Here is a 25,827-nt window from a genome sequence, read left to right on the forward strand (position 1 = left end):
GGACCCTAGACAAGTCCCATCGTCCCAGGTCAGATGCGCTCCTCGCTTATTTGATCAAGCGTCGGACACTCGCAGTCGCGAAAGTGCGAGGCTAAATCGCGGAGGGTGACCGGCCGTTGTGTTCTATTTGGCCACCACCAGATCGAGGAGGTCGTCCACCATTCCCTCGATCCGCTCCCGGTCCGCCGCGAACGGCACCGCCATCGCCATCGCGGCCAGCCCGTGCACCGACGCCCACAGCAGGACGGTCACTCGCTCGGGGCCGGTCGTTCCCCCGCGCTCGTCGTGGCAGGCCGCCACCGCATCGGCCCACACGGCATGCACCGTCCACAGCGGATGCGATGCCGCCTCGTCCCGCGACACCTCGATCCGCTCGATCCCGAACAGCAGCCGGTACACCCGGGGGTTGTCCAGTGCGAAGCCGCAGTACCGCTGCGCCAGTGCCCGCAGGGCGGCATGCGCTCCGGCCTCCCGCTCGCCCGCCCAGGCTTCCCTCAACTCGGCGGCCAGCCGCGTGTACGCCCGCTGCGTCACCATCGCCACCAACTCCGCACGGTCCTTGAAGTGCAGGTAGACGCTGGGCGCCGAGATCCCGACCTCCCGCGCCACCGCACGCAGCGACAGATCCCGCTCCCGGCCCGACTCCATCAGCATCCGCGCCGCAGCCCGGACGATCTCCTCCTTCAACGCAGCGCCCTCGCCCCACCGGCTCTGCGTACGACGCGTGAACCCCTCACCCATCCCGAACTCCTCCTGATCTCATGGCCGCTCACCCGCCCAGTGTGACCGGAACCAACCGGCACCCCATCACACACTGCAATCACCCACCGGACAGGGGTGACCGACCTCGCGCGAACCGGGTCGGGCGCAGGAGCGGAACGGGCGGAACAGCCTCTCAGCTTGTCCTGCCTTCCAAGCGTGGGTCCGAGCCGGTCATTCGTAAGATCGGCGGGCCCGGTGAGCCAAGGCCGTGGAGGGCCGCGCAAGGCCGTCGTCCCGGGCATCGGGCGACGGCCTTTTGTCTTCGCGTAATTTCAACAAAGTGTTGACGTGGTGTGGTGGAGGGCGTTAGCTGTCCGCAGCCCGACCGACGCGCGGCGCGGCGACGCCCAGCGAAAACAGCCACGGAGGCTCCCGTGACTTCGAGCTCCACGCCGGGCCTGGCCCGGTTCAACACCCTGGCGGACGACGAGGCCACCGCCGCGTTGCACGAGGTGTGTGCCAGTGCGGCATGGGGAAGAGCGATCCTCTCCCGACGCCCGTACGCCACCGCGGAGGCACTCCTCTGCGCCGGTGACGCCGCCACGGCCGCGCTGACCCCGGAGGACCTGGCCGACGCGATGGCCGGTCACCCGCCGATCGGCCGTCCGGAGCCCGGCGACCCGGCCTCCTCCCGCGAACAGCTGGGGATGGCCGACGCCTCCGGGGAACTCAAGGCCGAGATGCTCGAACTGAACCTGGCCTACCAGGAGCGGTTCGGGCACGTCTTCCTGATCTGCGCCACCGGGGCCACCGGTGAGCAGATGCGCGACGCGGTGAAGTCCCGGATCGGGAACTCGCCCGAGCAGGAGTGCGGGATCGTGCGCACCGAACTGGGCAAGATCAATCGAATCCGGCTCACCCGCCTCGTACAGGACCTATGAGAACAAGGAGCGTGACGGTCTTGAGCACCGACACCACCGCATCGGTGTCCACTCACATCCTGGACACCAGTACCGGCCGCCCCGCCGCAGCCGTCACCGTCTCCCTGGCCGCCCGCGGCGACGGCGACGCGCAGTATGTGATGCTCGGCGGATCCGTGACCGACGCGGACGGGCGCTGCAAAGATCTGCCGGCCCTGCCGGAAGGCACCACCCACGTGCGGCTCGTCTTCGACACCGAGTCGTACTTCACCAGCCAGAAGCAAGCCGAGGCGCAGCAGGACGCCCCCCGCGCAAGGGACAGCGGCGCGTTCTTCCCGGAGGTGGCGGTCGCGTTCGCCGTCACCCCGGGCGAGCACTACCACGTACCGCTGCTGCTCAACCCGTTCGGCTACTCCGTTTACCGAGGGAGCTAGCAGACAATGACCGTCCATTCCCACCAGGCCCGCCCTGTGATCCTCGGCCAGAACCAGTACGGCAAGGCGGAGAACCGCGTCGTCAGGATCACCCGGGACGGCGACACCCACCACATCAAGGATCTGAACGTCTCGGTCGCCCTTTCCGGCGACATGGACGACGTCCACTACTCCGGCTCCAACGCCCATGTCCTGCCGACCGACACGACCAAGAACACGGTGTACGCGTTCGCCAAGGAATACGGTATCGAGTCGGCCGAACAGTTCGGCATCCACCTCGCCCGCCACTTCGTGACATCGCAGGAGGCGATCAGGACGGCCCGGATCCGGATCGAGGAGTACGCCTGGGAGCGCATTGCCACCTCGGACGCCGACTCGCAGTTCACCGGCGCCGACGAGGTCAAGCACTCCTTCGTGCGCAAGGGCCAGGAGACGCGTACCACCCAGATCACCTTCGACGGCGAGAAGTGGCAGATCATCTCGGGGCTCAAGGACCTCGTGGTGATGAACTCCACCAACTCCGAGTTCCGGGGCTATGTCAAGGACGAGTACACGACGCTCAAGGAGACGTACGACCGCATCCTCGCGACCGAGGTCTCCGCCAAGTGGCGGTACAACTGGACCAGCGACGACGCGCGGATGCCGAACTGGGAGAAGTCCTACGGGCAGGCACGCAAGCACATGCTCCATGCCTTCGCCGAGACGTACTCCCTGTCCCTGCAGCAGACCCTTTACCAGATGGGTTCGCGCATCATCAACAGCCGAAGCGAGATCGACGAGATCCGCTTCTCGCTGCCGAACAAGCATCACTTCCTGGTGGACCTGGAGCCGTTCGGTCTCAAGAACGACACCGATGACGGCGCTGTCTACTTCGCGGCGGACCGACCGTACGGCCTGATCGAGGCCACCGTGATACGGGACGGTGTCGAGCCGCAGATCCCGGTCGACATGACCAACCTCTGACGCCGTGCCGGGCTCCGGCATCAGGGCCGGAGCGCTCGTAGCGGTCCTGCTCAACCTGTTCTTCCCTCATCTCGGCACCCACGGCGGCCCGGCTGTGGCACTCAAATCCTCCCAGGGCCCTGCCGTGCCCGCATCACCGGAAAGGAAGAGGACGCACCATGGCAGCATCGGCAGCTCCTGAGTACGTGGAACGCATCGTCATCGAGAACTGCTCGATCGCGACCGTCGACGCCGACGACACCGAGTACGCCTCGGGGCATGTCGTCGTCGCGGGCAATCGCATCGAATCCGTCGGTGCCGGCCGGGCACGCCGGGGCCTGGAGAACGTCGTACGCCGCATCGACGGCACCGGGCATCTGGCCACCCCCGGCCTGATCAACACGCACCACCACTTCTACCAATGGATCACCCGGGGCCTCGCCACCGACCACAACCTGTTCGACTGGCTGGTCGCGCTGTACCCGACCTGGGCGCGCATCGACGAGCCGATGGTCCGAGCCGCCGCACAGGGCTCCCTCGCCATGATGGCCCGCGGCGGCGTCACCACCGCCATGGACCACCACTACGTCTACCCGCGGGGATCCGGCGACCTGTCCGGTGCGATCATCGGAGCCGCCCGCGACATGGGCGTACGGTTCACCCTCGCCCGCGGTTCCATGGACCGCAGCGCGAAGGACGGCGGGCTGCCGCCGGACTTCGCCGTGGAGACCCTCGACGGCGCACTCGCCGGCACCGAGGCGACCATCGACGCACACCACGACGCCTCCTTCGACTCGATGACCCAGGTCGCCGCCGCGCCCTGCTCCCCGTTCTCCATCTCCAACGAACTCCTGAGGCAGGGTGCTCAGTTGGCCCGCCGCAAGGGAGTGCGCATGCACACCCATGGCTCGGAGACCGTCGAGGAGGAGAAGTTCTGCCACGAGCTGTTCGGGATGGGCCCGACCGACTACTTCGAGTCGACCGGCTGGCTCGGCGACGATGTGTGGATGGCGCACTGCGTCCATATGAACGACTCCGACATCGCGGCCTTCGCCCGTACCGGAACGGGCGTCGCGCACTGCCCCTCCTCCAATGCCCGGCTCGCCGCGGGCATCGCCCGGGTGCCCGACATGCTCGCCGCGGGCGTCCCGGTCGGCCTCGGCGTCGACGGCACCGCCTCCAACGAGTCCGGCGAACTCCACACCGAACTCCGCAACGCCCTCCTCATCAACCGCCTCGGCGCCCACCGCGAAAAGGCCCTGAATGCCCGTCAGGCCCTGCGTCTGGGCACGTACGGCGGCGCACAGGTGCTCGGCCGGGCCGACCAGATCGGCTCCCTGGAGCCCGGCAAACTCGCCGACCTGGTGCTCTGGAAGCTGGACACCCTCGCCCATGCCTCCATCGCCGACCCGGTGACCGCACTCGTCTTCGGCGCCGCGGCCCCCGTCACCCTCTCCCTCGTCAACGGCGAGCCGGTCGTCGAGGACAGCCACCTCATCACCGCGGACGAGGACACCATCGCCCGCGTCACCCGCGACGAGGCCCGCCGCCTCGCGCGGATCGCCGCCGGAGCCTGACGCTCCGGGACACCGCCGATACCGGCTGGCCGAGGGGGACGGCCCTCGGCCGGCCGCCGTGGACCCGAACGGGGTCCGCGGCAACCGGGGCGGGGGCGCGTACGACGCCCCTCGCGGGTGCTGCCGTACGCGCCACAGCCGTGAACCAGGGATGCGTCAGCCGATGTGGTAGCTGTCGCCGTACACCTTCCAGTCGAGCGGCGGATTCAGGTTCAGATTGCCCTTCTTCAGGAAGACCCGCTGGGCGGTGTCCACCCGGCTGGTGTCGGAGTGGGCCTCCTCCTGCTGCATCGCCCAGACCCGGGCATCGAGGAAGGCGTTGAGATACGTGACCTCGTTGCCGCCCTGCGACGGGGGCTTCGCCTTGGTGAGGGCCCTCTTGCGGATGGAGCTGAAGCTGGTGCTGTCGCCGCCGTCACCGTGCATGACGATGGCGTCGTAGTACGCGAACTGGCCCAGCGTGCCGATGCCGTCGGCCTTGCCCTGCTTGACGGCCGGGTCGAAGTACACCCGGTCCCGCTCGTCGTTCTGCGCCTGCTGGAACGCAGGGTCGGACGCGGCCTTCCCCCAGTCCTTGGTGAAGTTCGGGTCGAGACCGCTGTGCGAGGGGGTGCCGTTGACCTTCCGCAGCGCGGGGAGGTACTTCGCGAGGACGTTGCCGGGCTTGCGCTCGGTGTACAGCTCGACGAGGTCGAGCATGTCGCCGGTGCCGGAGCAGAAACCGATGATGCCCGCGGTGTAGCCGCGGTCGTCGTCGATGTCCTCGATGTACTTGTACTGGGACTTCCAGTTGAGGGAGGAGTTCTCGGCGCTGGAGACCAACTGCATGGCGATCTCCTTCTTGGCCGGATCGTCGAGCCCGGTCGCGGCGGCGGCCTGCTGGGCGACCGCCGTCCGCTGGGGTACCGCCTGGTGCGAGGGGGCACCGGCGTAGGCGCTGACGGGTATCGCCGTGAGGGCCAGTCCGACCGTGATGACCGCGATGCGCACGGAGCGGGTGTTGCGACGTGCGGTGCGCTTATGGGGGGTGTGCACCAGTCCTCCAAAGGGAGTTCGTCAGTTCCATCATCTGTTAGGAAGCTTTCCTATCAGGTGGAGCGGGCGGCGTACACCCCTACGGCACAGGGGAGTTGAGAACATTCCGTCGGAACGCGGGAGGGCCCCGCACCGCGCGGCAGGCGTGGTGCGGGGCGAGATGTCCGGGTCTCAGCAGTTCAGGTACGCCACGTGGATCCAGACGCCCGTGGGACCGCCCCACAGGTCACCCATGACCCAGTTGCCCTGCTTGCCACGGTTGTTGAGGTTCTGACCCTTGTTCACCTGGCCGAGGACCGGGTATTCGTTGCCCGGTCCGCCGCGGAAGTTCACCCCGTTGTCGTTGACGGTGCAGACTGCGGCCGGTGCCTTCGCGGCCGGTGCGGCCGCGGGGCTCTGCACGGCCTGGGCGGCGGGGCTCACGGCCAGCCCGATACCGGCAATCAGCACCAACGCGGCCGGCATCATCTTCTTCATCATGCGGTTCTCTCCTCCGTTTTCCGGCCCACATCCTTGTGTGCCGTTCGTCGGCCTCAACGGCGCTGCCGACCACCGGGTCACGGGTCCGGATCACCCTCTGCGCAGGAGTGAAAGCGCAGGTCATGCCGCGTACGCACCGGCGTGCGCAGTCAACGGCACATACGCCTCCCGCGCCTGTCGATCACAGGTTTAACGGGCGTCGATCCGGTAGCTGTCGCCGTACACCCGCCATCGCAGCGGCGTCTCCAGCCCGAGCCTGCCCTCCTTCACGAACGCCCGCTGGGCCGTCTCGACACGGCTGGTGTCGGAGTGTGCGGCCTCCTTCCGCATCGCCGCGACACGGGCGTCGAGAAAGGCGTTCAGATAGGCCGTCTCGTCCCCGCCGCGCGCCGGGGAAGCAGCCGCGGAGAGCGCCTGGCGCCGGATCGTGCGGAAGCCGGCCAGGCCGTCCGAGTCGCCGTACCCGTGCATCACATACGCGTCGTAGTAGACGAACTGCCCCAGGGCGCCGAGTCCGTCCGCCTCGGCGCGGGCGACCGCGGGGTCGAAGTACGACCGGTCGCGCTCGGCGTCCTGTGCCGACCGGAAGGCGGGGTCGGTGGCGGCCTCGGCCCAGGCCTCGGTGAACGGGCGGCCGAGACCGTCGTGCGCGTCACTGCCCCGCACGGCCCGCAGGGCGGGCACGAACCGTGCCAGCGGGTTGCCCGGACGTGCCTTCACGTACCGTTCGACGACCTTCAGCAGGTCGCCGGTGCCGGAGCAGAAGCCGATGATGCCCGCGGTGTAGCCGCGGTCGTCGTCGATGTCCTCGATGTACTTGTACTGGGACTTCCAGTCGAGGGAGGAGTTCTCGGCGCTGGAGACCAACTGCATGGCGATCTCCTTCTTCGCCGGATCGTCGAGTCCGACGTCCGATCCCCCGTCTGCGGACCCGCCCGCCGAACATCCGGAGAGCACGGATACAGCCATGACGGCGGCGGCGACCGCGGCGGTGAAGGCGACGGGCAGCGGGCGCGGAACGATCTTCATGCCTCAACCCTGCCAGGCCGCGCGGAATGGTCCTCACCGATTCGGCTGTAGCGTCATGGGTATGGAAGATCAGTCTGTTGTGGATGTCGGGGATGTGCGGCTGGCGTATCGGACCTGGGGCGACCCCTTCGGTTCGCCGGTGGTCCTGCTGCACGGCCTCGGCGGCTCAGCCGCGAGCTGGGAGGCGGCCGGGAGGCTGCTCGGCGAGGAGTGGCGGGTGTACGCCCTCGACCTGCGGGGCCACGGTGAGAGCGACTGGCCGGACGAGTACTCCTTCGAGCTGATGCGGGACGACGTACTCGGCTTCCTCGACGAGTGTGAACTCGACCGGGTGGGCCTGGTCGGCCACTCGATGGGCGGCGTCGTCGCCCATCTGCTCGCCCAGGAGCACGCGGACCGGGTGGAGCGGCTGGTCCTGGTGGAGACCCCGCCGCCGTTCCCGAGCGAGCCGAAGCCGGCCGCCGAGCCGGAGGGGCCGGTGGACTACGACTGGGCCGTCGTCGCCCCCGTCCGGGCCCAGGTGGCCGACCCCGATCCGGAGTGGGCGGCGGGACTCGGCGAGATCGTCGCGCCGACGCTGATGATCGCCGGCGGCCCGGAGTCCAGCATGCCCCAGGGACGTCTGCAGGACATGGCCTCGCTGATCCCCGACTGCCGGCTGATCACGATCGCGGGCGGTCATCGGGTGCACGAGGTCCACCCCGACCAGGTGGTCCAGCAGATCACGGAGTTCTTCACCAGCTGACGGGCCGCGGCGGCCGGGCGCCGTCGTGTGGGTCCTCCGCCGTCGGCCGGGCCGCGCCCGGCCGCCGCGTCAGAGCCACCGCCCCCGGGTCCCCGGCCTCGGACGCGCCCCCGGCGGCGCGGCGGCCCGTCGGCCTCGGCGGCCGGCCTCTGCCGCCCGCCCGTCAGTCGCCCGGCTGCCAGTCCGGGCGGCGGCCGCTCATGGCGACGGCCCGGTCGACCAGCGGGGCGTCTGCCGCCACCGGAACCGGCGGACCGAAGATGCTCTCGGACCGGGGGACGGCGTCGCTGGGGGTCAGCATGGCCAGCGATACACGAAGGCTCCCCTCGTCCGGCTCGTACTTCTGGCCGGTGGACCGGGCCAGATCCCAGCCGTGGATCACCAACTCGTCCAGCACGACCACCGCGGCCACCTCGCCCGGCAGATCGACGCCGCCCGCCCTGGTCATCCCCTGCCGGGCGGCGGGGGCGCGCCAGGCCGTCACCAGTTCGTCCAGCAGCGTCGGCAACGCCTCGCGCCAGCCCTCGGCGAGGACCGGAAGCGCGGCGTCCGGGGCGGTGTCGGTCGTCGGCCCGAAATCCTTGCGTGCCGCGTCGCGGAAGGCTGTGGTCAGCCCGACCACATGGGCGAGCAGCTCCCGTACCGTGTAGTCGGGACAGGGCGTCGGGCCGGCCAGCTGCTGCTCATGGATGCCGGGAAGCAGGCCGGCGATCTGCCGGGCCGCGGGCTCCAGGTCGACTGCGGGAATCGTCGGGGTCGTCTCCGTGTGCTTGTTCATGCAGTGCAGACTGCTCCGGCGCCCCGAACTCATCGCTCATCGCACGACGCGCCCCCGGAGCACGATCCGGCTCGGACGATCCAGCACGGCAGGGTCCAGGGTCGGGTCGGCGGCGTACGCGACGACGTCGGCGGGTGCGCCGTCCACGAGGCCCGGCAGCCCCAGCCAGGCCCTCGCCGTCCAGGAAGCAGCGCCGAGTGCCGCCTCGGCCGGCAGACCGGCCCGTACGAGCCAGGTCATCTCGCCCGCGACCGTCCCGCACGGGAAGGAGTCCGTCCCCGCGAGCACCGTCACCCCCGCTTCGTGGGCCGCGCGCACATTGCCGAACATGGTGTCCCAGCCGGCCAGCCAGAGGTCGCGGCGCACGCCCGGCTCCCGCGCCCGCATCGCGTCCGCCGTCGCGCCGAAGACGCTCAGCGTCGGGACGAACGCCGTGCCCTGCGCCGCCATCCGGTCCACCAGTGCGGGGTCCAGATGCATACCGTGCTCCAGACTGTCGGCGCCCGCCAGTACGGCATTGCGGGTGCCCTCGGCGGTCTGGCAGTGCACCGCGACCTTGCCGCCGGCCGCGTGCACCGCTTCCACCACCGAGGTCAGCAGGGCGAGCGGTACGGCGGGTTCGTCGGCGGCCCAGTCGCCGATGACCTTGCACCACCCGGACGAAGCGGCCGCCTCCTCCACGGCCGCCCGCACCAGCTCGGCCTCGGTCACGTCCCGCCCGAAGCCGGGGAAGAACCGGCCGGGCGTGGCCAGCCAGCGCCCTGCCGAGGTCACGCGCGGCAGCCCGGGATCCTTCTCCACCCACGCGGGCATCCGCTGCGAGGTCCCCGGGGTGCGCACCGCGAGCACCCCGGCGTCCCGGTGCTCGCCCAACTGCCTGCGCAGCAGCTCCTCGTCGAAGGGCGTGCCGGGCTCCGGCGCACCGGGGTGCGTATGCACGTCGACGAGTCCGGGCAGCAGCCAGCCGCCGTCGATGATCGTCTCCGCGTCCCGGCCCGCGAGCCCGCCCGGCGGAGGGCCCGCGCGGAGCACCTCGCCGTCGATCCAGAACAACCGCTCCTCGCGCTCCGGCAGTACGACCCCACGTATGCACAGCATCAGCCGACCGTACGTCACCTTGCGCACCACACACCGACGGATCACCCAAGTCCGGTCGGCTGCGCACACCGGCACATTGCGGAAGGTTCCGCTCCACCCCCTTGTCGCCGGCCCCCGCGCCATGCGATACAAGTCTGGACCATTGTCCGCTGGATGGAAGGCACGATCGGGAAGCGTGCGCGCCAGGGCCTGGCCGCCCGATCAGAGGCCACCCGGCAGGCTCTGAGCCCACGCGCGGGCCATCGGCACCGGGGAAGGGAGCGGTACCGGCGCGACGTTCCGGACGGGCTCAGCCGGTGACGCGTACGGTCTCCACCCAGCTCGGGGGCTGCGGGGCGTCCGGGCCGATGAGCGCCGCGACCAGCCGGCACGAGGGGGCCTCGTCCGGCCAGGGCGTATAGCCGTCGGTGAGAACGACGACGATGTTCGGACGGTCCCGGGCCGCGAGGGCGGCGGCGATGCCCACCCGCATGTCCGTGCCACCGCCTCCGCCGAGGGTGATCTGCCCGGCGGCCGTCACCCGGGACACGCTCTGCACATCGGCGTCGCAGGCCAGCACGGTGACGCGGTTGCCGCGGATGCCCACCTCCCGCAGCACCCCGGTGACCTCAGCCAGTGCCGAGGCGAGCTCGTCGTCGCCCATCGATCCCGAGGTGTCGATGACGACGGCGACCCGCGGCAGCGGACGGCGCAGGCTGGGCAGCACGACGCCCCGGAGCGCCGCGCTGCGGCGGGACGGGCGACGGTAGGTGTAGTCGATTGCACCGGCGGCCCAGGCGGCGGCCTCACGGACCGCGCCCGCGAGCGCCTGCCGCCAGTCGACCGTGGGCTCCAGGACCTGATCCGCCCAGCGTGCCCAGCCCGCAGGGAGGGTGCCCCGGCTGCGCCGGTGCGCATGCATGGCCTCCGCGGTGTGGCGCCGCAGCGCCTCGGCCTCCACCGGGCCCAGGCTGCCCGGCCCGTCCGATCCGGTCAGCTCCCAGGGCATCGGTTGTCCATGGGCGCCGGAGCCGCAGTCGTGCGGGGGAGGGCCCGGCGGCACACCGGGAAGGTACGCCTCGAAGAGCTGCCCGGTCGGCAGGCCGAAGAGCCGTGGTTCCATCCGTCCGGCCGGCAGCGGCAGACCGTCGGCGATGAGGTCGTCGTTGATCTCGCAGTCCTGCGCGACATTGACACGGTGCGGGTCGCGCTGGTCGGCGGCGGGCAGCCGTTCGGCGCGCCCGTGGTGGTCGCGCAGCAGATGCGCGACCTCGTGCACCCAGACCCCCGCGAGTTCCGCGACCGGGGTCGCATCGACGAAGGCGGGCGACACGTAGCAGCGCCAGCGCCGGTCCACACCCATCGTCGGCACCTCGGTGCCGGCCACCACCGACAGCGCGTACAGGGCCGAGGCCAGATAGGGCCGGTCGGTCGCCGCCCGGTAGCGGGCGGCGAGCAGCTTGGTCATGTCCAACTGGGGCCGCTTCGGGGCGGTTTCCGGTTCCGGCACCGACGTGCCCGCCTCAGCCGCTCTGCGCAAGGGCGCCGGACAGCTGCAGCAGTTCCACAAAGGCGTCGATGCCCTCCGGCACCGGCCAGTCGGTATCCCGCATCGTCGCCAGATCCACCGCCGCCCTGGCCGCCACGTCCGGCACGCCCGCGTCGACGGCCTTCGCCAGCACCGCCCAGCCCGCCTCCCAGCGACGCCTGGTGAGATCGCCCTGGACGGCCGCGACGACCGCGATGAGGAAGGCCAGTTGCCGGTCGCCGCGTTCGGGCAGGGCGAACGCATCGGGGTTCGCCAGTACCCGGTCGGGGTCGGGCAGGTCGAGGTTCTCCAGGTACGAGAGCAGCTCGATGCCCGCGCCGTCCCCCACGGCCCCGGTCAGCGCGGCGGCCACCGCCTCCCGTCCGGCGCCCGTCGCGTACCCGGTGGCGAGCAGCCGCAGCGCCATGTCCCAGGTCCGCGGGGACGGCCAGGCCCGGCCCCGGCTCTCCGCGTCGGCCGGAATGTGGTGGACGAGCCCCGGCCGCGCGGTCAGAAAGCCGGAGACCGCACCGCGGGCCCGCGCCGCCGCCCCCGGAACCCTGGCGGCGTCGACGACCGGCACGGCAACCTCGGGCCACGTACCGGCCATGCCGCGCGCGACGGTACGCGGATCGTGCGTCCACTGGAGGTGCACGAACCGGTTGGCGAGCGGTGGGCTGAGGTGCCAGCCGTCCGCCGCGCTCGACGGCGGATTCGCCGCCGCCACGATGCGTACGGACTCCGGCAACGTCAGGCTGCCCACGCGGCGTTCGAGCACGACGCGCAACAGCGCCGCCTGCACGGCCGGGGGAGCGGAGGACAACTCGTCGAAGAACAACAGCCCCTGGCCGGTGCGCGCGAGCCGGACCGCCCAGTCCGGCGGGGCCATCGGCACCCCGGTCACGGCCGGGTCGTCACCGACGACCGGCAGCCCCGCGAAGTCGGAGGGCTCGTGCACGCTGGCGATGACCGTTTCCAGACCGAGGCCGAGCCCGGCGGCGAGCTGCTCCATGCCGGCCGACTTGCCGATGCCCGGCTCACCCCAGAGCAGCACCGGCTGATTCGCCGTCACCGCCAGTGCCAGAGCCTCCAGTTGAGGGTTGGCGGCAGCTTCGGTCCGCGATGTCCGCAGCCTGCGGTTCAGCTCGTCGGCGGCGTGCAGCGGTCCCGGTACGGCTGCCGGCGGCGGGGGTACGGGAGGCTGTCCCGGTACGGCGGGAGGCTGCGGCGCGGGCGCCCGTCCCGGTGTGCCGGGGGCGATGGTGCTCACCCGTCCTCATCCTCCTCGTACTCGTGGTATTCGTGGTACTCGTCGTCTCTTTCCTGTTCCCACTCGTCCCACCACTCGGCCCCGATGTCCGGATGCTCCTTCTCCACCCGTTCCCTGAGGAAGTCCAGGTCCGTCCGCCGGTACCTGCGGATCACCTGGCCCAGCGAGAGTTCCATCGGGTCGAGGACATCGATCCGCGCCCCGGCGTCGAGCAGCGCCGTCACAAGTTCCGCCGAACCGCCGTCGCCGACCGCCACACCGAGCGGGGTGCGCTCCCGGTGGTCCAGGGCCTCCAGATCGAGACCGGCCGCCAGGAGCCGGGGCAGCAGGGGCTCGTGGTCGAGGAGGTGCAGCACATGGAGCAGGCTGCGCCGCCCGCCGTCCCTTATCCGGGGGTCGACGCCCGCGTCCAGGAGTTCCAGGACCCCCGGTGTGTCCCCGTGCTGGGCGCGCAGAAACAGATCCCGCTGCTGCGCCCGCAGGGCCTTGGGCAGCCGGCCGGTGCCGGTGGTGCTGGAGTGTTCCACGGCGAAGCAGCCGGTGACCGCGCCGCCGAACGCCCGCAGGGCGTGCTCGCGCTGTCGTTCCTCCGGGCTGTGCGGGGAGTCGAGCCTCCCGTCGCGGAAGACGACCTCGTGCCATTCACCACGGCACCTGACCCGTACCGGCGCGGGTGGTGTCACTCCCGGCGGACCCGCCGCCGCGCCGAGGCCGGGGAAGAGGGCCCCGGCGACCAGCGGATGCAGGTGCGCGGGAGACACGGCGCCGGTCCGCAGCAGATCGAGGTCCGGCAGCCGCTGCCGGAGCGACCGGGGAAGGAGGGGAGCGGCCGCGGCCGCCTCCCGCTCGACGAGTCCGATCCGCAGCCCGCCGCCGCTGTCCGTGAACTCCAGCAGGACGCAGGCCCGCCAGTCGTCGCCGATCTGGACGTGCGATGCACCGTACAGCTCCGCGAACCGCCCGGCCTCCGACTTCAGCCGGGGAACATCGAGCGCCAGCCGGGCCAGAATCGACTCCGGCGTCGCCCGGTACCACGACGGTGTTCTCGGTGAGTTCGCAGCGAGGTCGATGCCGACCGCGGCCAGGGACTGGGCCACCTGACCCCGCTCGTACAGCAGGGTCACCCACTCGGCACGGGTCACCGGGTCACCGTCGCCCGGGTCCGTGCCGGGCAGTTCGTCCGAACCGAGCGGGGTGCCGTCGGCGCGGAGGAACGGCAGCCGGTCCGCACCGCCGACGCGTGCGCGCAGTTCGTCGGTACGGCGCGCGTCCCACAGGTACCGGCAGACCCGCCAGTCCGTGACGCCCAGATGGAAGGTGCCGGGTGCCGCGCCGCGTCGCACCGCCCCGAACCGGAGCGAGATCCGCTGCGGTCCGTCGACCATGGGCGGAGTACGCAGGTAGAGATACGGGGCCGTGTCCCCGGACACGTCCGCGGCGACGCCGTAGCCGGCCAGGACCACGGACAGGTCGGTGGCGAGCGTCGAGCGCCCGCCCAGTACACGCGGCAGATGCCAGCGCACCAGGTCGGGCACCAGATGGCGGAGGTCGGACTCCAGCGCTCGGGCCACGTCCCGCCCGTATCGCGCGGAGACCTCCGACAGGTCGAACGCCACATCGAACCGGGCTGCCGCGCAGGCACCCCGCCAGTCCCCGGCCGCGCGCCGTTCGGCGGACGTCTCGATCATCCACCGGGGCACCGCGTAACGGTGGACCTGCCGTCGGCTCGCCCTCTCCTCCGGATCGAGGAACCCCGCCACTACGTCCGGGCTCACCGGTAGACGCTCCTGACCGCACGCAGGTCCGCGTGGGTGCCGCGGTCCGGGCGCAGTCGCGCCGCGAAGGACCGCTTCACCTTGCGGGGGAGTCCGGGGCCCAGCCCCATGTACTCCAGGGGCGAGTCGGCGTCGACAGCGGCGAGCAGGGTCTTCGCGCCCCGTCCGGTGAGCCCGGTGTGGCGCAGCTCCAGCCGGCGCAGCGGACTGCCGCGCAGCGCACCGGCCAGTGCTTGGGCCCCGATGTCACCGGTGGCATTGGACGGGGCCCCGAGGCTGCGCTCCGAGGGCGGCCGGCCGAGATCGAGCCCTTCGATCCCGTCGAGCGCGTCGGCCAGGGCGCGCGCCCCGGCGGGCCCGATCCCGTTGCCGCCGAGGCCGAGCCGGACCGGACGGGCGGGGTCGGCGGCTGCCGCGAGCACGGCGGCCCCCGCGTCACCGAGGTGGTTGGACGGAAGGTACAGCTCCCGCACTCCCGCCTCCCGGATCAGTGCGGCCAGCAGGGGGGCGGCCTCGGCGCCGAGGCCGTTGCCTCCGAGGAACAGCCGCTCTACGGGCCGGGGCCGCTCGGCGAGCACGGCCAGCAGTGCGCCGAGTCCGTCGGTGGTGAGCCCGGTGTTCACCAGATCGAGGGTGCGCAGCACGGTGTTGTGACGGAGCATCGGGACGAGCGCCCGGACACCGGCGTCACCCACGGGATTGCGTTTCAGCCACAGCGCCCTGACGGTGTCGTCCTCGCTCAGCGCTCCGGCGAGCGCGGTGACTCCGCCGGCTCCGATGCGATTGCAGCCGAGATAGACCGTCCGCAGTCCGTGGTCGCCCCGGCCCAGTGCCTCGGCGACGGCCCGCGCCCCCTCGTCGCCCAGCGAGTTGGTGCCGAGCAGTACATGTGTGGCGTGCGGGGAGCGGGCGGCGGCGGGCATCACCCGGGCCGCGCCCGCTGCCCCGAGCCCCTGCTTGCAGAGATCGACCCGACCGTCCGCCCGTAGCGCGCCGAGCGCGAAGGTCTCGTCGGTCTCGACGGGATGTGGCGCTGCCAGCCGCTCCAGCAGCGGATCCAGCAGGGCCGCGTCGGCGAGCGGAATGTCCGGGTGCTCGATCGCGGGACAGCGCACGGGCATCGGCTGCAACATCACTACTCCCCAGGTCCCCCGCCGGTACCCGGCCGGCAGAGGGCGACCGCGTCCTCCGCCCGCTCGGGACGAACCGACGCCATCGACTCTCTTCCATGAAAAGGTGGCAAGACCGGTCGGATTCGAACCGACGTCCTCCAGCTTGATGCTAGGGCGCGACGACCTCTGCGCTACAGCCTTGCCATGGGGGATCCTAGCCGCAACAGCATCAAATTCGCACACCAGTGCCGTTATTGAGGAATGGTCTGTACCTCGCGACGAGTTGGTCCAGACCATTTGGTTTCCCCTGTGTTCCATGGCGCCACGGAATCCCGCTTCCCCTCAGGACCGCCTCACCGGTCCCTGCCTCAAGGGAGAACCATGTTCGAGCACCACCGGCACCGGACACCCCGGCAACCACTACTCGCCGAACGACAAGGGCAACCTGACCCTGCTGCTCGCCGAGTTCCGCAAGGCGAACCGTGCGCGGGATCCGTTACGCTCTCAAGCTTTCGAGTGCTGGAGGACGCAGTGAGTGAACGCACTGTCCACACGGTTGAGGTGCCCCTGCGTGACGGTGGCGAAGAGACCATACGGGTACAGATCCGCGAAGTGGACGAATCCCTGGTGCGGGTGGGTCGCGGTGGCCGTTCCATGGCGCGGGCCCAGCGATCGTTCGGCGAGATGCTGGACACGGTACGGCCCGTCGCGGAGAGCTTCGTCGGACGGTTCCGGGGACTGGCCAACGCGCCTGATGAGATCACTCTGGAGTTCGGGGTGTCGCTGTCGGCCGAGGCCGATGTGGTCATCGCGAGCACCGCCACTGCGGCGAACTTCTCTGTGACCCTCACATGGAACAGGAGTGACGATCCTGAGACAACGGTCAGTAACCCGTGAGAAGTTGAGCTGGTCGGGATGGGTGGGCCGTGGTGAGACGGAGGCCATATGACGGGGGCGGGGACGGAACCGCAGGAACCTGACGAGGCGTTGGTCTCGTCGGTCGTCCGGATCAAGAGACAGGACGGTGAGCCCTGGGCGTGTTCTGTTCGGTTGTGCCGCCGCCGGCGAAGATGAGCAGGCCGATGAGCGTGATGAGGCCCTTGGTGGCGACGTCGGTCGGTGCGTGTTCAGATCCGGGAGGTGGACGAGTCACTCGTCCGCGTGGGCCGGGCAGGCCGCGCCGTAGCGAGGGTCGAACGGTCGTTCGGGCAGATGTTGGACGCCGTACGCCCCGTGGCGGGGAGCTTTGTGGGGCGGTTCCAGGGCTTGCGAACGCGCCGGACGAGATCACGCTGGAGTACGGGATGTCGTTGTCGGCTGAGGCGGACGTGGTGATTGCCAGCAGGCGACAGCCGCCAATTTCTCCGTAAGCCTGACCTGGAACAGGGGGGATGCGGGAGACTTCAACGGAGACACGTTGCAGGGCGGTTGGTTCGGCCAGGACACGCAACGGGGACTCGACAGCGCGGAGGTCACGGTGACGGGGATTCAGGAGCGGGACGCCGAGGAGGCGGAGCCGGCACTGGTCTCGGCGGTTGTCCGAGTCAAGGGACCGGACGGTGCGATCGGCGGCGCAGGCTTCCTCATCGCTCCAGACCTGGTGCTGACCTGCGCACATGTGGTGTCGGACGCGCTGGACCGGCTCCGGGACGCCACGGTTGAGGCCGGCACCGAGGTAACGGTCGACGTGCCGCTGGCCGGGAACGCCGACGGCGTCGACGGGGGCGACCACGGTGCCGAGGTCCAGCGCTGGATCCCGATCAGGCCCGATCAGACCGGTGATATCGCTGTGCTGCGATTACGGAACCGGATTCCCGGAGCCCGTCCGCTTCCCATGATCGACCCGCAGCGCGGTGTATGGGACCACGACGCGCGTGCGGTGGGCTTCACCGACGACCACCCGGATGGAATCTGGCAGAGCGGCAGGTTCCGTGGGCCCACGCGCCAGGGCTGGATCCAGCTCTCGCGTGCCAACGGTGAGGCCGTGTATGTCAAGGGAGGCTTCAGTGGAAGTCCTGTCTGGGACAACGAACTGGGTGCCGCCGTCGGGATGATGGTGGCGGCGCAGCCGGTGCGCGAGGCTCAACAGGCATTCATCCTGCGGGTGAGAACGCTGCTGAAGGAAGCTCCCGAACTCGAGCCGTTCGTGAGGCCGGCCCCGCCCTCTGGCCATGGCACCAAGCGGCGGGGACTCGTGCTGGCCCTGATCGCTGCCGGGGTCCTGGTTGTCTCCCTCGCTGCCCACGTCGGCACCCAGCCGCATGGCGATCACAGCGGCCCCAAGGACACCGCAGGAACAAGCCCGGGCCCGGTCCCCGCGGCCTCAGCGGACGGCTCCGCCGCGAGCCGTCCCAGCGGCACCACTTCAGCTGGAACTCCCACAGCGCCCCCCGTGGCCGGGGGCGGACCCGCGCATGGCGGCAACTCATCGAGCGGTGGCGCAGACGGCGGCTCATCCGGCAACGACACCTCCGGCGGCTCGTCCGGCGGCTCATCCGGGAGTGCGTCGGGCGGCAACACCACCGGCAGCAAGACCAGCGGCGGGTCGGGTGACGCGGGCGGCTCCGGCGGAAGCAACAGTTCCAGCGGTTCCGGTGGGGTATCCGGCGCGACCCCGCCGAAACCGCCCGCGCCCAGTGGCCACTTCCAGCTCAGGAACGTCGGCTATGGAAAGTGCCTGGCCGTGAACTTCGGCGGCGTCGTGTTCGCCACCTGCGCGGACAGCCCGGCGACCAACTGGACCGCAAAGGCCGGTTCGAGCGGTTCCTACACGCTGTACAACGAGTCCGTCGGCAAGTGCCTGGCTGTCAACTACAACCAGCTGTACATGGCCGACTGCGGCTCCACCGACCAGAGCTGGCGCACGGGCACCAGCAGCACCGTCGTGAACCTGTCCGGCAGCCGGTGTCTCGATGAGAGTTCCAGCTGGCCGGTCCTGGCGTCCTGCGAGCCGTCGAAGTCGACCCAGCACTGGGCGAAGGTGTGACCGCCGTTCTTGCCAGTTGCCCGTCGTGCGGTTCCTGGTGACGGGCCGTCTGGGCGGCCCGAGTGGGCTTCTCACCGTGTCAGGAGCCCAGGATCTGCTGTGCGGCGGCGGTGACCGGACCCCGAGGCCGTCCCAGCCACCGGCGCACCAGACGATTACTCATCCGATGCGCCCATTTCGCGGACACATCCCAGCCGGGGCTGTAGCACTACCCCGACCAGTCGGAAGGTGCAGGGTGTGGCTGTGTGTCAGTTGATGTAGACGGCGCGGCCGAGGTAGGCGGTCACCCCGCTGGACCTGCCGCCGGGCGGGATCGCCTCGATGACCGGTCCGGTGCAGTTGGTGTTCTGGTACTCGAGCACGTATGCGTCGGTCTGGTTCGTCACGTGGAACTCGTCGCGGTTGCCGAGCGGGACTGGGATCCGTCGGCCCGTCTCTCCTGGTCAACGGTATGCACGCGCCGAGATCGTTTACTGGACGAACCGAGCAGTTCCCCCAGGCGTGCGCAGCCCGCAGCCGACCGGTGAGGAAGGTGAAGTACGCATCGCGCGACTTGTCCCTCGACGAGCATGTAATCCGGGCCATCCAGGGCGCTTTGCCCGTTCGGACAGCGGCCCCGACGACTCGAGGCAATGCTTGGTCCGGCTCGATTCCTGACGGTCGTCCGGCTCCCCGTTCGCCGCCGGCGGCACAGCGGACACCGACCTGAGGTCGCATATGCGCCAACGCGCACTCCGCACCGCGCACGGAGCTGGCTAGGGTGATCGTTCCTGGCGGACCGGAACGAGGGGGCGGGCCGTATGGCGGCGAGCAGTGAGCGAAGGCGCAGGGCGGACATCGTGCGCTACTGGCGGGCGGTGGAGATGTTCAGCCCGCAGAAGGTGGAGAAGACCTCGCCGCCGAAAGGCATGTACCCCGTGGAATCCGGGAGCCCGCTGCCGTGGGAAGAGGGGCATCCCGTACGGCGGCGGAACCCGGGCCGGAACATGGTCAGACAGCACACCGTCTACTGCGGCGTGTACCCGGTCGCGTCCGTCCGCGATGTCCTGCTCGATGTCTTCGGCGGCAGCGAGGAGGACCACGACGGCCGCGTGGACGGTGACAGTGCCCTGCTGGCCTTCGAGGTCACGGACGAGGGGTTGTTGGTCCAGGACTCCCTCACCTTCTCCGCATGCGCCTGGGCGACGGGGCGCAGCCGTAAACCCGGCCCCGGGGCTCAGGGCTGGCTCGACGGTTTCGAGGCGGAAGCCGACGCGTGCGAAGGCGTTGTGCTGGGTGTCGGCGACGGCAAGGTGACGATCGCGGACACGGCTCCAGGGCGGCGGCAGCGGCCTTTCGCGGGGTTGCTGTGCGAGATCACGGTCGGCGCGGTCGGCGGTGCCTTGGACGCCGCGCTCGGACCGGTGCTCGGTGACCTGGCGGTCGGTGCCCTCTCCGGCGCCGTCGACGCAGTGGCCGACAGCGGTGCCAGGCGCTCCGCCGCGCGCTCCGCCAGGCGCGAGGACGACGCGTCGCTGGACGACAGCCCGTTGGACGAGGGCAACGCAGCTGATACGGCGGACGGCGACGATGCTCCGCCGCAGCTCGGCGAGAAGCCGCTGACCGTACGGGACCTTTCGGCCGTTACCCGGTGGGTCGCAGAACAGTTCGGCGTCACCGACGATCTGCGGCCGGAGACGATTCGGGTCCAGTGCAGATCCGTGTCCCGGCGGAAGGCCGGCCGGTCGGGCGGGTCGGACTTCCTCAACAGCTTCATCGCGGCGGACCTCGGCTTCGTCGCGGGCAGCCTCGGCAAGGACGAGCCGGGGCCCGCGCTACGGGACTACCTGACCGCCTCGACCGCGCTGCGCGGCCGTACGCGCATCGACCTCAAGCACGAACCCGGAGCGGTACTCGACGGCGTTCAGCCGTCCCATTTCCCGCTCGGGCGTTGGCCTGCGAAGACCGAGCACCCGCTGGTGCTGAGCCAGCAGTTCGCCGTGAACCGGATCGTGAAGCAGCTCGCCGAAACCGACGGCCTGTACGCGGTGAACGGCCCGCCCGGTACGGGCAAGACCACACAGTTGCGGGACCTCATCGCCGCCGTCCTGGTCATGCGGGCAGAGCGACTGTCCGAACTACGGCGGCCCGAGGACGCGTTCACCGGCCAGGCGCACCGCTGGAGCACCGGCACCTACCAGCGGTCCGTGGCATCGCTCGAACCAGAGCTGACGGGTTACGAGATGGTGATCGCGTCCGCCAACAACGGCGCCGTCGAGAACGTCTCCAACGAGATCCCCGCGCTCGAATCCGTCGCAGCGGAGTGGCGGGAGGAAGCGTCCTTCTTCCCGGAACAGGGACGGCTTCTCCTCGACGGCGTACCGGCGTGGGGAACCCTCGCCGCAAAGCTCGGCAACAAGGGGAACCGTTCGGACTTCCGCAACAAGTACTGGTTCGGCCCGCCGCGCGAGGAGCGGGCCGAGCGTGGCGAAGGCATGCGGGACCTCCTGAAGGCGGCTGCTTCGCGCGGCAGCGACCTGATGTCGTGGCGGGAGTGCGCAGCTCGCTTCCGGGACGCACGGCAGACGGTGCAGGCCCTGCAGGACGAGCGACAGCGAGCGTATGAGGCACTCCTGGACTTCAACGGTTCGCACGCGGCCGTCACCACCGCCCAGGAGGCGGTTCTCGGCGCCGAGCAGGACCTGGAAGCACTTCGGCAACCGGCCGCGGAGGCCCGTGCGGCTCGTGGCAGGGCGCAGCGGGACCTCGCAGGCCCTGCGGGCCGAAGGGCGGAGCACCGCCGGCACCGTCCCGGCCTGACCGCGGGCATCTTCACCCTCGGCGCGGCGCAGCGCGACTGGCAGGCGGAGGACCAGCTGCTGGCTGAGGTGGAGCAGACAGCTCGGGCCGCGTACGAGGCACACACGCAGGCGGCCGCCGCGTACGACCGGGCCGAGGCGGCCGGCAGAGGTGCCCTGGATGAAGCCGGGCGCGCGCTCGATGCGGCGCAAGGACACCATGCACAACTCCTGGCAACCCTGGAGGCAGCCCTTGAGCGCTGGGGCACCTGCATTCCGGGCCAGGAAGAGCGCGGCGAGAGAACGGAGGAGGATGCGAGGGAGCTCTCCTCGCCCTGGTCCGACCCGGAGTTCACCCGGGCCCGCACGCAACTCTTTCTCGCCGCGATGGATCTGCACCGTGCGTTCATCGAAGGCGCGGCCGACCGGATGCGCAAGAATCTCGACGCCGCGATGGACGTCCTGTGCGGCGACGCTCCCAAGACCCTGAAGCCGGAAGTGGTGCTGGCGGCCTGGCAGAGCCTCTTCCTCGCTCTGCCGGTCGTCTCCACCACCTTCGCCTCGCTGGACCGGATGTTCACGGGGCTGGGGCCCCGGTCGCTGGGCTGGATGCTGATCGACGAGGCCGGCCAGGCGACCGCGCAGATGCCGGTGGGTGCGCTGTGGCGGGCGCGCAGAGGCGTCATCGTGGGTGACCCGCTGCAGCTGGAGCCGGTGGTCACGCTGCCGCACACGGGGCAGCAGGCACTTCGCCGTACCTTCGGTGTGGCTGAGGAGTGGGAACCGTCCCGCACCTCGGCGCAGCGCGTCGCGGACCGGTTGAACAGCTACGGCACATGGCTTCCAGCCCCCCAGGGTTCCGAGGACGACCGGGTCTGGGTGGGGTCGCCGCTGCGCGTCCACCGGCGCTGCGACGACCCGATGTTCACGATCAGCAACGAGATCGCCTACGACGGGCTCATGGTGCACGGGGTGCACCGGGACGACGACTACGCGGTGGCCCGGCGCGGCGTGTGGTGGCCGGTGAGCGGAGGGCGCGCACCGCAGGGCAAGTGGTCGCCGGACGAGGGGGATTGCGCGAATGTCATCGTGCACCGGCTGGTCGACCAGGGCCTGGACCCCGAGCGCGAGCTCTTCGTCATCAGCCCGTTCCGGGATGTCGTGGCCGGACTCCGGCGCAGCCTGTGCCGGGTCGTCCCCCGCGACAGGGTGGGCACCGTCCATACGACCCAGGGGAAGGAAGCCGATGTGGTGCTGCTGGTCCTCGGCGCGGGCGGGGACAAAGCAGGCCCGCGAGCCTGGGCGGCCTCCGCCCCGAACCTGCTGAACGTCGCGGTGAGTCGCGCTCGTCGGCGGCTGTTCGTCGTGGGTGACCACGAAGCATGGCGTGGACACCAGCACTTCGACGTACTCGCACGTCAGCTGCCGTGCATCTCGGAGGCCGAGCAGGCGGCCATGCGGGAACTCGCCCCGACGGTGCTCGCCGAAGGGTGCCGCTGCGGATAGGCAAGAGCGCAGTCCACCCGGGCGGCACACTTACCACTCGCGCTTCCGGCGGGCAGGTGCGCTGGTGGATCTGGGCCGGTCACCGGGCCAACGCCACGCTCGCGGCGGCGCTCGGGCCCGAGCGGTACAGGGCTCAGCCCAGCTGCTCGTACGCCGGCAGGGTCAGGAAGTCCGCGTAGTCCTGGTCCAGGGAGACCTGGAGCAGGAGGTCGTGGGCCTGCTGCCACCTGCCGGACGCGAACGCCTCGTCGCCGATCTCGGCGCGAATCGCGGCGAGTTCCTCGGCGGCGACCTTACGGGCCAGGTCCGCCGTGGCGTGTTCGCCGTTCTCGAAGACCACGTCCGCGTTGATCCACTGCCAGATCTGCGAGCGCGAGATCTCCGCGGTGGCCGCGTCCTCCATCAGGTTGAAGATGGCGACCGCGCCCATGCCGCGCAGCCACGCCTCGATGTAGCGGATGCCGACCGCGACGGCGCCCAGCAGGCCCTCGTACGTGGGCTTGGCGTCGAGGGTGTCGATGGCGATCAGGTCACCCGCGGCCACCGAGACGTCCTCGCGCAGGCGTTCCTTCTGGTTCGGCCTCTCACCGAGGACCGCGTCGAAGGAGGCCATGGCGACCGGGACCAGGTCCGGGTGGGCGACCCAGGAGCCGTCGAAGCCGTCGCGGGCCTCGCGGTCCTTGTCGGCCTTGACCTTCTCGAAGGCGGCCTTGTTGACCTCGGCGTCGCGGCGGGACGGGATGAAGGCCGCCATGCCGCCGATGGCGTGCGCACCGCGCTTGTGGCAGGTGCGGACGAGGAGTTCGGTGTACGCACGCATGAACGGGGCCGTCATCGTCACCGCGTTGCGGTCCGGGAGGACGAACTTGGTCCCGCCGTCCCGGAAGTTCTTGACGATCGAGAAGAGGTAGTCCCAACGGCCCGCGTTCAGCCCGGAGGCGTGGTCGCGGAGCTCGTAGAGGATCTCCTCCATCTCGTAGGCGGCGGTGATCGTCTCGATGAGAACGGTCGCGCGGATTGTGCCCTGCGGGATGCCGACGTAGTCCTGGGCGAAGACGAAGATGTCGTTCCAGAGGCGGGCCTCCAGGTGCGACTCCGTCTTCGGGAGGTAGAAGTACGGGCCCTTGCCGAGGTCGATGAGGCGCTGGGCGTTGTGGAAGAAGTAGAGGCCGAAGTCGACCAGTGCGCCCGGCACCGGAGCGCCGTCGAGCTGGAGGTGACGCTCGTTCAGGTGCCAGCCGCGGGGACGGGTGACGACCGTGGCGAGTTCGTCGGCCGGCTTCAGGGCGTACGACTTGCCGGACCGCGGGTCCGTGAAGTCGATGGCGCGGCTGTACGCGTCGATCAGATTGAGCTGGCCGAGGACGACGTTCTCCCACGTGGGGGCGGACGCGTCCTCGAAGTCGGCGAGCCAGACCCTCGCACCCGAGTTCAGGGCGTTGATGGTCATCTTGCGGTCGGTCGGACCGGTGATCTCCACCCGGCGGTCGTTCAGTGCGGCCGGGGCCGGTGCGACCTGCCAGGAGTCGTCCGCGCGGATCGCCGCCGTCTCGGGCAGGAAGTCCAGCGTGGAGGTGCGGGCGATCTCGGCGCGGCGCTCGCCCCGGCGGGCGAGCAGCTCGTCACGGCGGGGCGTGAACTGCCGGTGCATCTCGGCCACGAACGCGAGAGCCGCATGGTTGAGGACCTCGTCCTGCCGGGGCAGGGGCTCGGCAGCGACGATGGCCAGCGGGGACGGCGCTGGTGCGGACATGAGCGGTCACTCCTTCAGCGGGCGGTGCGGGCGGGCGTCTCACAGCCGCCGGGCCTCCTGAAACGGCACGGCGTGCCAGGGCTCCGGGATACGGCCGTGGTCACCGTCAGAGATGCAGAGACTTCTGGCCAGTGGATAGTAGTTTCCTCATGATGGAAGTTCAATGGTTTGTTGATGTCGGGACTCCCCGGGTCGACATAAGCGGAACGGTGTCGGCGCGGCGTGCCGGTCCACTCACTCGAGGTGCTTCAGGTCCTCCACCGTGTCGATGTCGTACGCCTGAGCGACATCGGAACACTCGACGAGCGTGATCGCATCGCGATGCGCCCGCAGATACGCCCGAGCGCCCTGGTCGCCGAGGGCTCCGGCCGCGATGTCCGCCCACCGTCCGGCCCCGAACAGCACCGGATGGCCGCGCTCACCGTGGTAGGAGGCGGCCACGAGGCTCGTCCGGGAGCGGTACGCCGAGCGCACCCTCGCCACCGCGTCCGCTCCGATGCCCGGCTGGTCGACGAGGAGGACGAGCGCCGCGTCCGCCCCCGTACCGGTCAGCGCTCCCAGCCCCGCCCGCAGCGACGAGCCCATGCCCTCGGTCCACCCGGGGTTGACGGTCACCGTGCAGCCGGCGAGGCGTGCGCGGGCGCGTACCTCCTCGGCCGCGGCGCCCAGGACCACATGCACACGGTCGCAGCCGCCCTCCCGCAGGACGTGTACCGCGTGCTCCACCAGCGGCCGGCCGCGGTGTTCGAGCAGCGCCTTGGGCCGGCCTCCGAGCCGCCGTCCGCCGCCCGCGGCGAGCAGCAGCCCGGTGACCACCGGGGTCCGTGTTTTCCGAGTCATGCGGACTGGATACCCCGGGCGCACCCGCTTCGCGCAAGCGGACCGTAGTGAGGCGGTCACGGATGGGCGGGTGACCCCGTCCACTGAGCGCCCCTGCGCATCACCCGTACGGGACCCCCGAATTCCGTCCGCGGAGTGGCGCCCGACACCTGCCATGGCGTTAACTTGCGGGCATACCCGGACACTTGACCACGGTCGGGGATCCGGTCGGAACACGGGCACAAGGACGTGCGAGGGGGAGTGCTTTGTTGCGAAGCGTGGGGCAGACGCGGGCGACCAGCAGCGATGAGGATCCGAGGGTCGCGGAGTTGCGTACGGCCGTCTCCCGGCTCCGCCGTGAGCTGGCGGGGCATCCCGGGAAATTCCCGGACCGGGGGATCGCCGAGGACGAGCTGGCCGCGCTGGACGCGATGGCGGTCAGCGGCGCACCCGAGATTCCCCGGCTGCGCCGTTCACTGCTGCTGATCGCCGGGGCGATCGGCTCGGTCAGCGCACTGGCCTCCGCGCTCAGGGACGTACGCGTCGCCGTGGATCTCTTCGGCGAGCCGCCGCGCCCCTGAC

Annotated in this window: 22 protein-coding genes; 9 read left to right on the plus strand and 13 right to left on the minus strand. The window is 70.6% G+C overall.

Annotated features, from left to right (window positions below):
- Positions 1 to 123: 123 nt before the first annotated feature.
- Complete coding sequence (locus tag ACF08M_RS23120; protein WP_392187156.1) at positions 124 to 741, minus strand: TetR/AcrR family transcriptional regulator; 618 nt, start codon at positions 739 to 741, stop codon at positions 124 to 126.
- Between the two features lie 395 nt (positions 742 to 1,136).
- Between ACF08M_RS23120 and uraD the strand changes: the two genes are divergently transcribed.
- The 4 genes from uraD to ACF08M_RS23140 all read left to right on the plus strand — a co-directional run bounded on the left by uraD (position 1,137) and on the right by ACF08M_RS23140 (position 4,575).
- The gene (gene uraD, locus ACF08M_RS23125; RefSeq protein WP_392187157.1) at positions 1,137 to 1,643 is read left to right on the plus strand and encodes a 2-oxo-4-hydroxy-4-carboxy-5-ureidoimidazoline decarboxylase; all 507 of its coding nucleotides are present in this window, start codon (positions 1,137 to 1,139) and stop codon (positions 1,641 to 1,643) included.
- A gap of 20 nt (positions 1,644 to 1,663) precedes the next feature.
- A complete protein-coding gene (gene uraH / locus ACF08M_RS23130; protein WP_392187158.1) occupies positions 1,664 to 2,056 on the plus strand; it encodes a hydroxyisourate hydrolase in 393 nt (130 codons plus the stop codon).
- A gap of 6 nt (positions 2,057 to 2,062) precedes the next feature.
- Positions 2,063 to 3,019, plus strand: a complete 957-nt coding sequence (pucL, locus tag ACF08M_RS23135) for a factor-independent urate hydroxylase (RefSeq protein ID WP_392187159.1) — start codon at positions 2,063 to 2,065, stop codon at positions 3,017 to 3,019.
- 158 nt (positions 3,020 to 3,177) lie between these two features.
- Positions 3,178 to 4,575, plus strand: a complete 1,398-nt coding sequence (locus ACF08M_RS23140; protein ID WP_392187160.1) for an 8-oxoguanine deaminase — start codon at positions 3,178 to 3,180, stop codon at positions 4,573 to 4,575.
- Between the two features lie 156 nt (positions 4,576 to 4,731).
- On the opposite strand, the gene ACF08M_RS23145 is transcribed toward ACF08M_RS23140, so the two are convergent.
- The 3 genes from ACF08M_RS23145 to ACF08M_RS23155 form a co-directional block, all read right to left on the minus strand.
- Positions 4,732 to 5,610: a chitosanase gene (locus ACF08M_RS23145; RefSeq protein ID WP_392187161.1), complete on the minus strand. Its 879-nt coding sequence runs from the start codon at positions 5,608 to 5,610 to the stop codon at positions 4,732 to 4,734.
- A gap of 171 nt (positions 5,611 to 5,781) precedes the next feature.
- Entirely contained in the window at positions 5,782 to 6,090 is a 309-nt protein-coding gene (locus ACF08M_RS23150; RefSeq protein WP_392187162.1) for an SH3 domain-containing protein, read from the minus strand.
- 189 nt (positions 6,091 to 6,279) lie between these two features.
- Positions 6,280 to 7,119 (minus strand): chitosanase, encoded by an 840-nt coding sequence (locus tag ACF08M_RS23155; protein ID WP_392187163.1) that lies wholly within the window; start codon positions 7,117 to 7,119, stop codon positions 6,280 to 6,282.
- Positions 7,120 to 7,180: 61 nt separating this feature from the next.
- Here ACF08M_RS23155 and ACF08M_RS23160 point away from each other — a divergent pair, with 61 nt between their 5' ends.
- Positions 7,181 to 7,864 (plus strand): alpha/beta fold hydrolase, encoded by a 684-nt coding sequence (locus ACF08M_RS23160; RefSeq protein ID WP_392187164.1) that lies wholly within the window; start codon positions 7,181 to 7,183, stop codon positions 7,862 to 7,864.
- Between the two features lie 163 nt (positions 7,865 to 8,027).
- Here ACF08M_RS23160 and ACF08M_RS23165 read toward each other — a convergent pair whose 3' ends face one another.
- The 6 genes from ACF08M_RS23165 to ACF08M_RS23190 all read right to left on the minus strand — a co-directional run bounded on the left by ACF08M_RS23165 (position 8,028) and on the right by ACF08M_RS23190 (position 15,425).
- Positions 8,028 to 8,642: a TIGR03086 family metal-binding protein gene (locus ACF08M_RS23165; RefSeq protein ID WP_392187165.1), complete on the minus strand. Its 615-nt coding sequence runs from the start codon at positions 8,640 to 8,642 to the stop codon at positions 8,028 to 8,030.
- A gap of 36 nt (positions 8,643 to 8,678) precedes the next feature.
- Positions 8,679 to 9,740 carry an amidohydrolase family protein gene (locus tag ACF08M_RS23170; RefSeq protein WP_392187166.1) on the minus strand — a complete coding sequence of 354 codons (1,062 nt, stop codon included), beginning with the start codon at positions 9,738 to 9,740 and terminating at the stop codon, positions 8,679 to 8,681.
- A 289-nt stretch (positions 9,741 to 10,029) separates the two neighbouring features.
- Positions 10,030 to 11,187 (minus strand): VWA-like domain-containing protein, encoded by a 1,158-nt coding sequence (locus ACF08M_RS23175; protein WP_392187274.1) that lies wholly within the window; start codon positions 11,185 to 11,187, stop codon positions 10,030 to 10,032.
- A gap of 55 nt (positions 11,188 to 11,242) precedes the next feature.
- Complete coding sequence (locus tag ACF08M_RS23180) at positions 11,243 to 12,409, minus strand: sigma 54-interacting transcriptional regulator (protein ID WP_392187275.1); 1,167 nt, start codon at positions 12,407 to 12,409, stop codon at positions 11,243 to 11,245.
- 104 nt (positions 12,410 to 12,513) lie between these two features.
- Positions 12,514 to 14,292 (minus strand): ankyrin repeat domain-containing protein, encoded by a 1,779-nt coding sequence (locus ACF08M_RS23185; RefSeq protein WP_392187167.1) that lies wholly within the window; start codon positions 14,290 to 14,292, stop codon positions 12,514 to 12,516.
- The gene (locus ACF08M_RS23190) at positions 14,289 to 15,425 is read right to left on the minus strand and encodes a gala protein (RefSeq protein ID WP_392187168.1); all 1,137 of its coding nucleotides are present in this window, start codon (positions 15,423 to 15,425) and stop codon (positions 14,289 to 14,291) included. Before ACF08M_RS23190 ends, ACF08M_RS23185 begins: the two co-directional genes overlap by 4 nt.
- A 540-nt stretch (positions 15,426 to 15,965) precedes the next feature.
- On the opposite strand from ACF08M_RS23190, the gene ACF08M_RS23195 reads away from it, so the two are divergent.
- Entirely contained in the window at positions 15,966 to 16,301 is a 336-nt protein-coding gene (locus ACF08M_RS23195) for a CU044_2847 family protein (protein WP_392187169.1), read from the plus strand.
- Between the two features lie 580 nt (positions 16,302 to 16,881).
- Entirely contained in the window at positions 16,882 to 18,390 is a 1,509-nt protein-coding gene (locus ACF08M_RS23200) for a trypsin-like peptidase domain-containing protein (protein WP_392187170.1), read from the plus strand.
- A 248-nt stretch (positions 18,391 to 18,638) separates the two neighbouring features.
- Here ACF08M_RS23200 and ACF08M_RS23205 read toward each other — a convergent pair whose 3' ends face one another.
- Entirely contained in the window at positions 18,639 to 18,776 is a 138-nt protein-coding gene (locus ACF08M_RS23205; RefSeq protein WP_392187171.1) for a hypothetical protein, read from the minus strand.
- Positions 18,777 to 19,190: 414 nt separating this feature from the next.
- On the opposite strand from ACF08M_RS23205, the gene ACF08M_RS23210 reads away from it, so the two are divergent.
- Positions 19,191 to 22,673: a DEAD/DEAH box helicase gene (locus ACF08M_RS23210; protein ID WP_392187172.1), complete on the plus strand. Its 3,483-nt coding sequence runs from the start codon at positions 19,191 to 19,193 to the stop codon at positions 22,671 to 22,673.
- 133 nt (positions 22,674 to 22,806) lie between these two features.
- Here the strand turns inward: ACF08M_RS23210 and aceB are convergent, their stop codons facing one another.
- Both aceB and ACF08M_RS23220 read right to left on the minus strand, forming a co-directional pair.
- Positions 22,807 to 24,426 (minus strand): malate synthase A, encoded by a 1,620-nt coding sequence (aceB, locus tag ACF08M_RS23215; protein WP_392187173.1) that lies wholly within the window; start codon positions 24,424 to 24,426, stop codon positions 22,807 to 22,809.
- A 234-nt stretch (positions 24,427 to 24,660) separates the two neighbouring features.
- Positions 24,661 to 25,266: an NTP transferase domain-containing protein gene (locus ACF08M_RS23220; RefSeq protein WP_392187174.1), complete on the minus strand. Its 606-nt coding sequence runs from the start codon at positions 25,264 to 25,266 to the stop codon at positions 24,661 to 24,663.
- Positions 25,267 to 25,523: 257 nt separating this feature from the next.
- Here ACF08M_RS23220 and ACF08M_RS23225 point away from each other — a divergent pair, with 257 nt between their 5' ends.
- Entirely contained in the window at positions 25,524 to 25,826 is a 303-nt protein-coding gene (locus ACF08M_RS23225) for a DUF5955 family protein (RefSeq protein WP_392187175.1), read from the plus strand.
- Position 25,827: the final 1 nt, after the last annotated feature.

It is taken from the genome of Streptomyces sp. NPDC015032 (assembly GCF_043080425.1).
Taxonomy (GTDB): domain Bacteria; phylum Actinomycetota; class Actinomycetes; order Streptomycetales; family Streptomycetaceae; genus Streptomyces.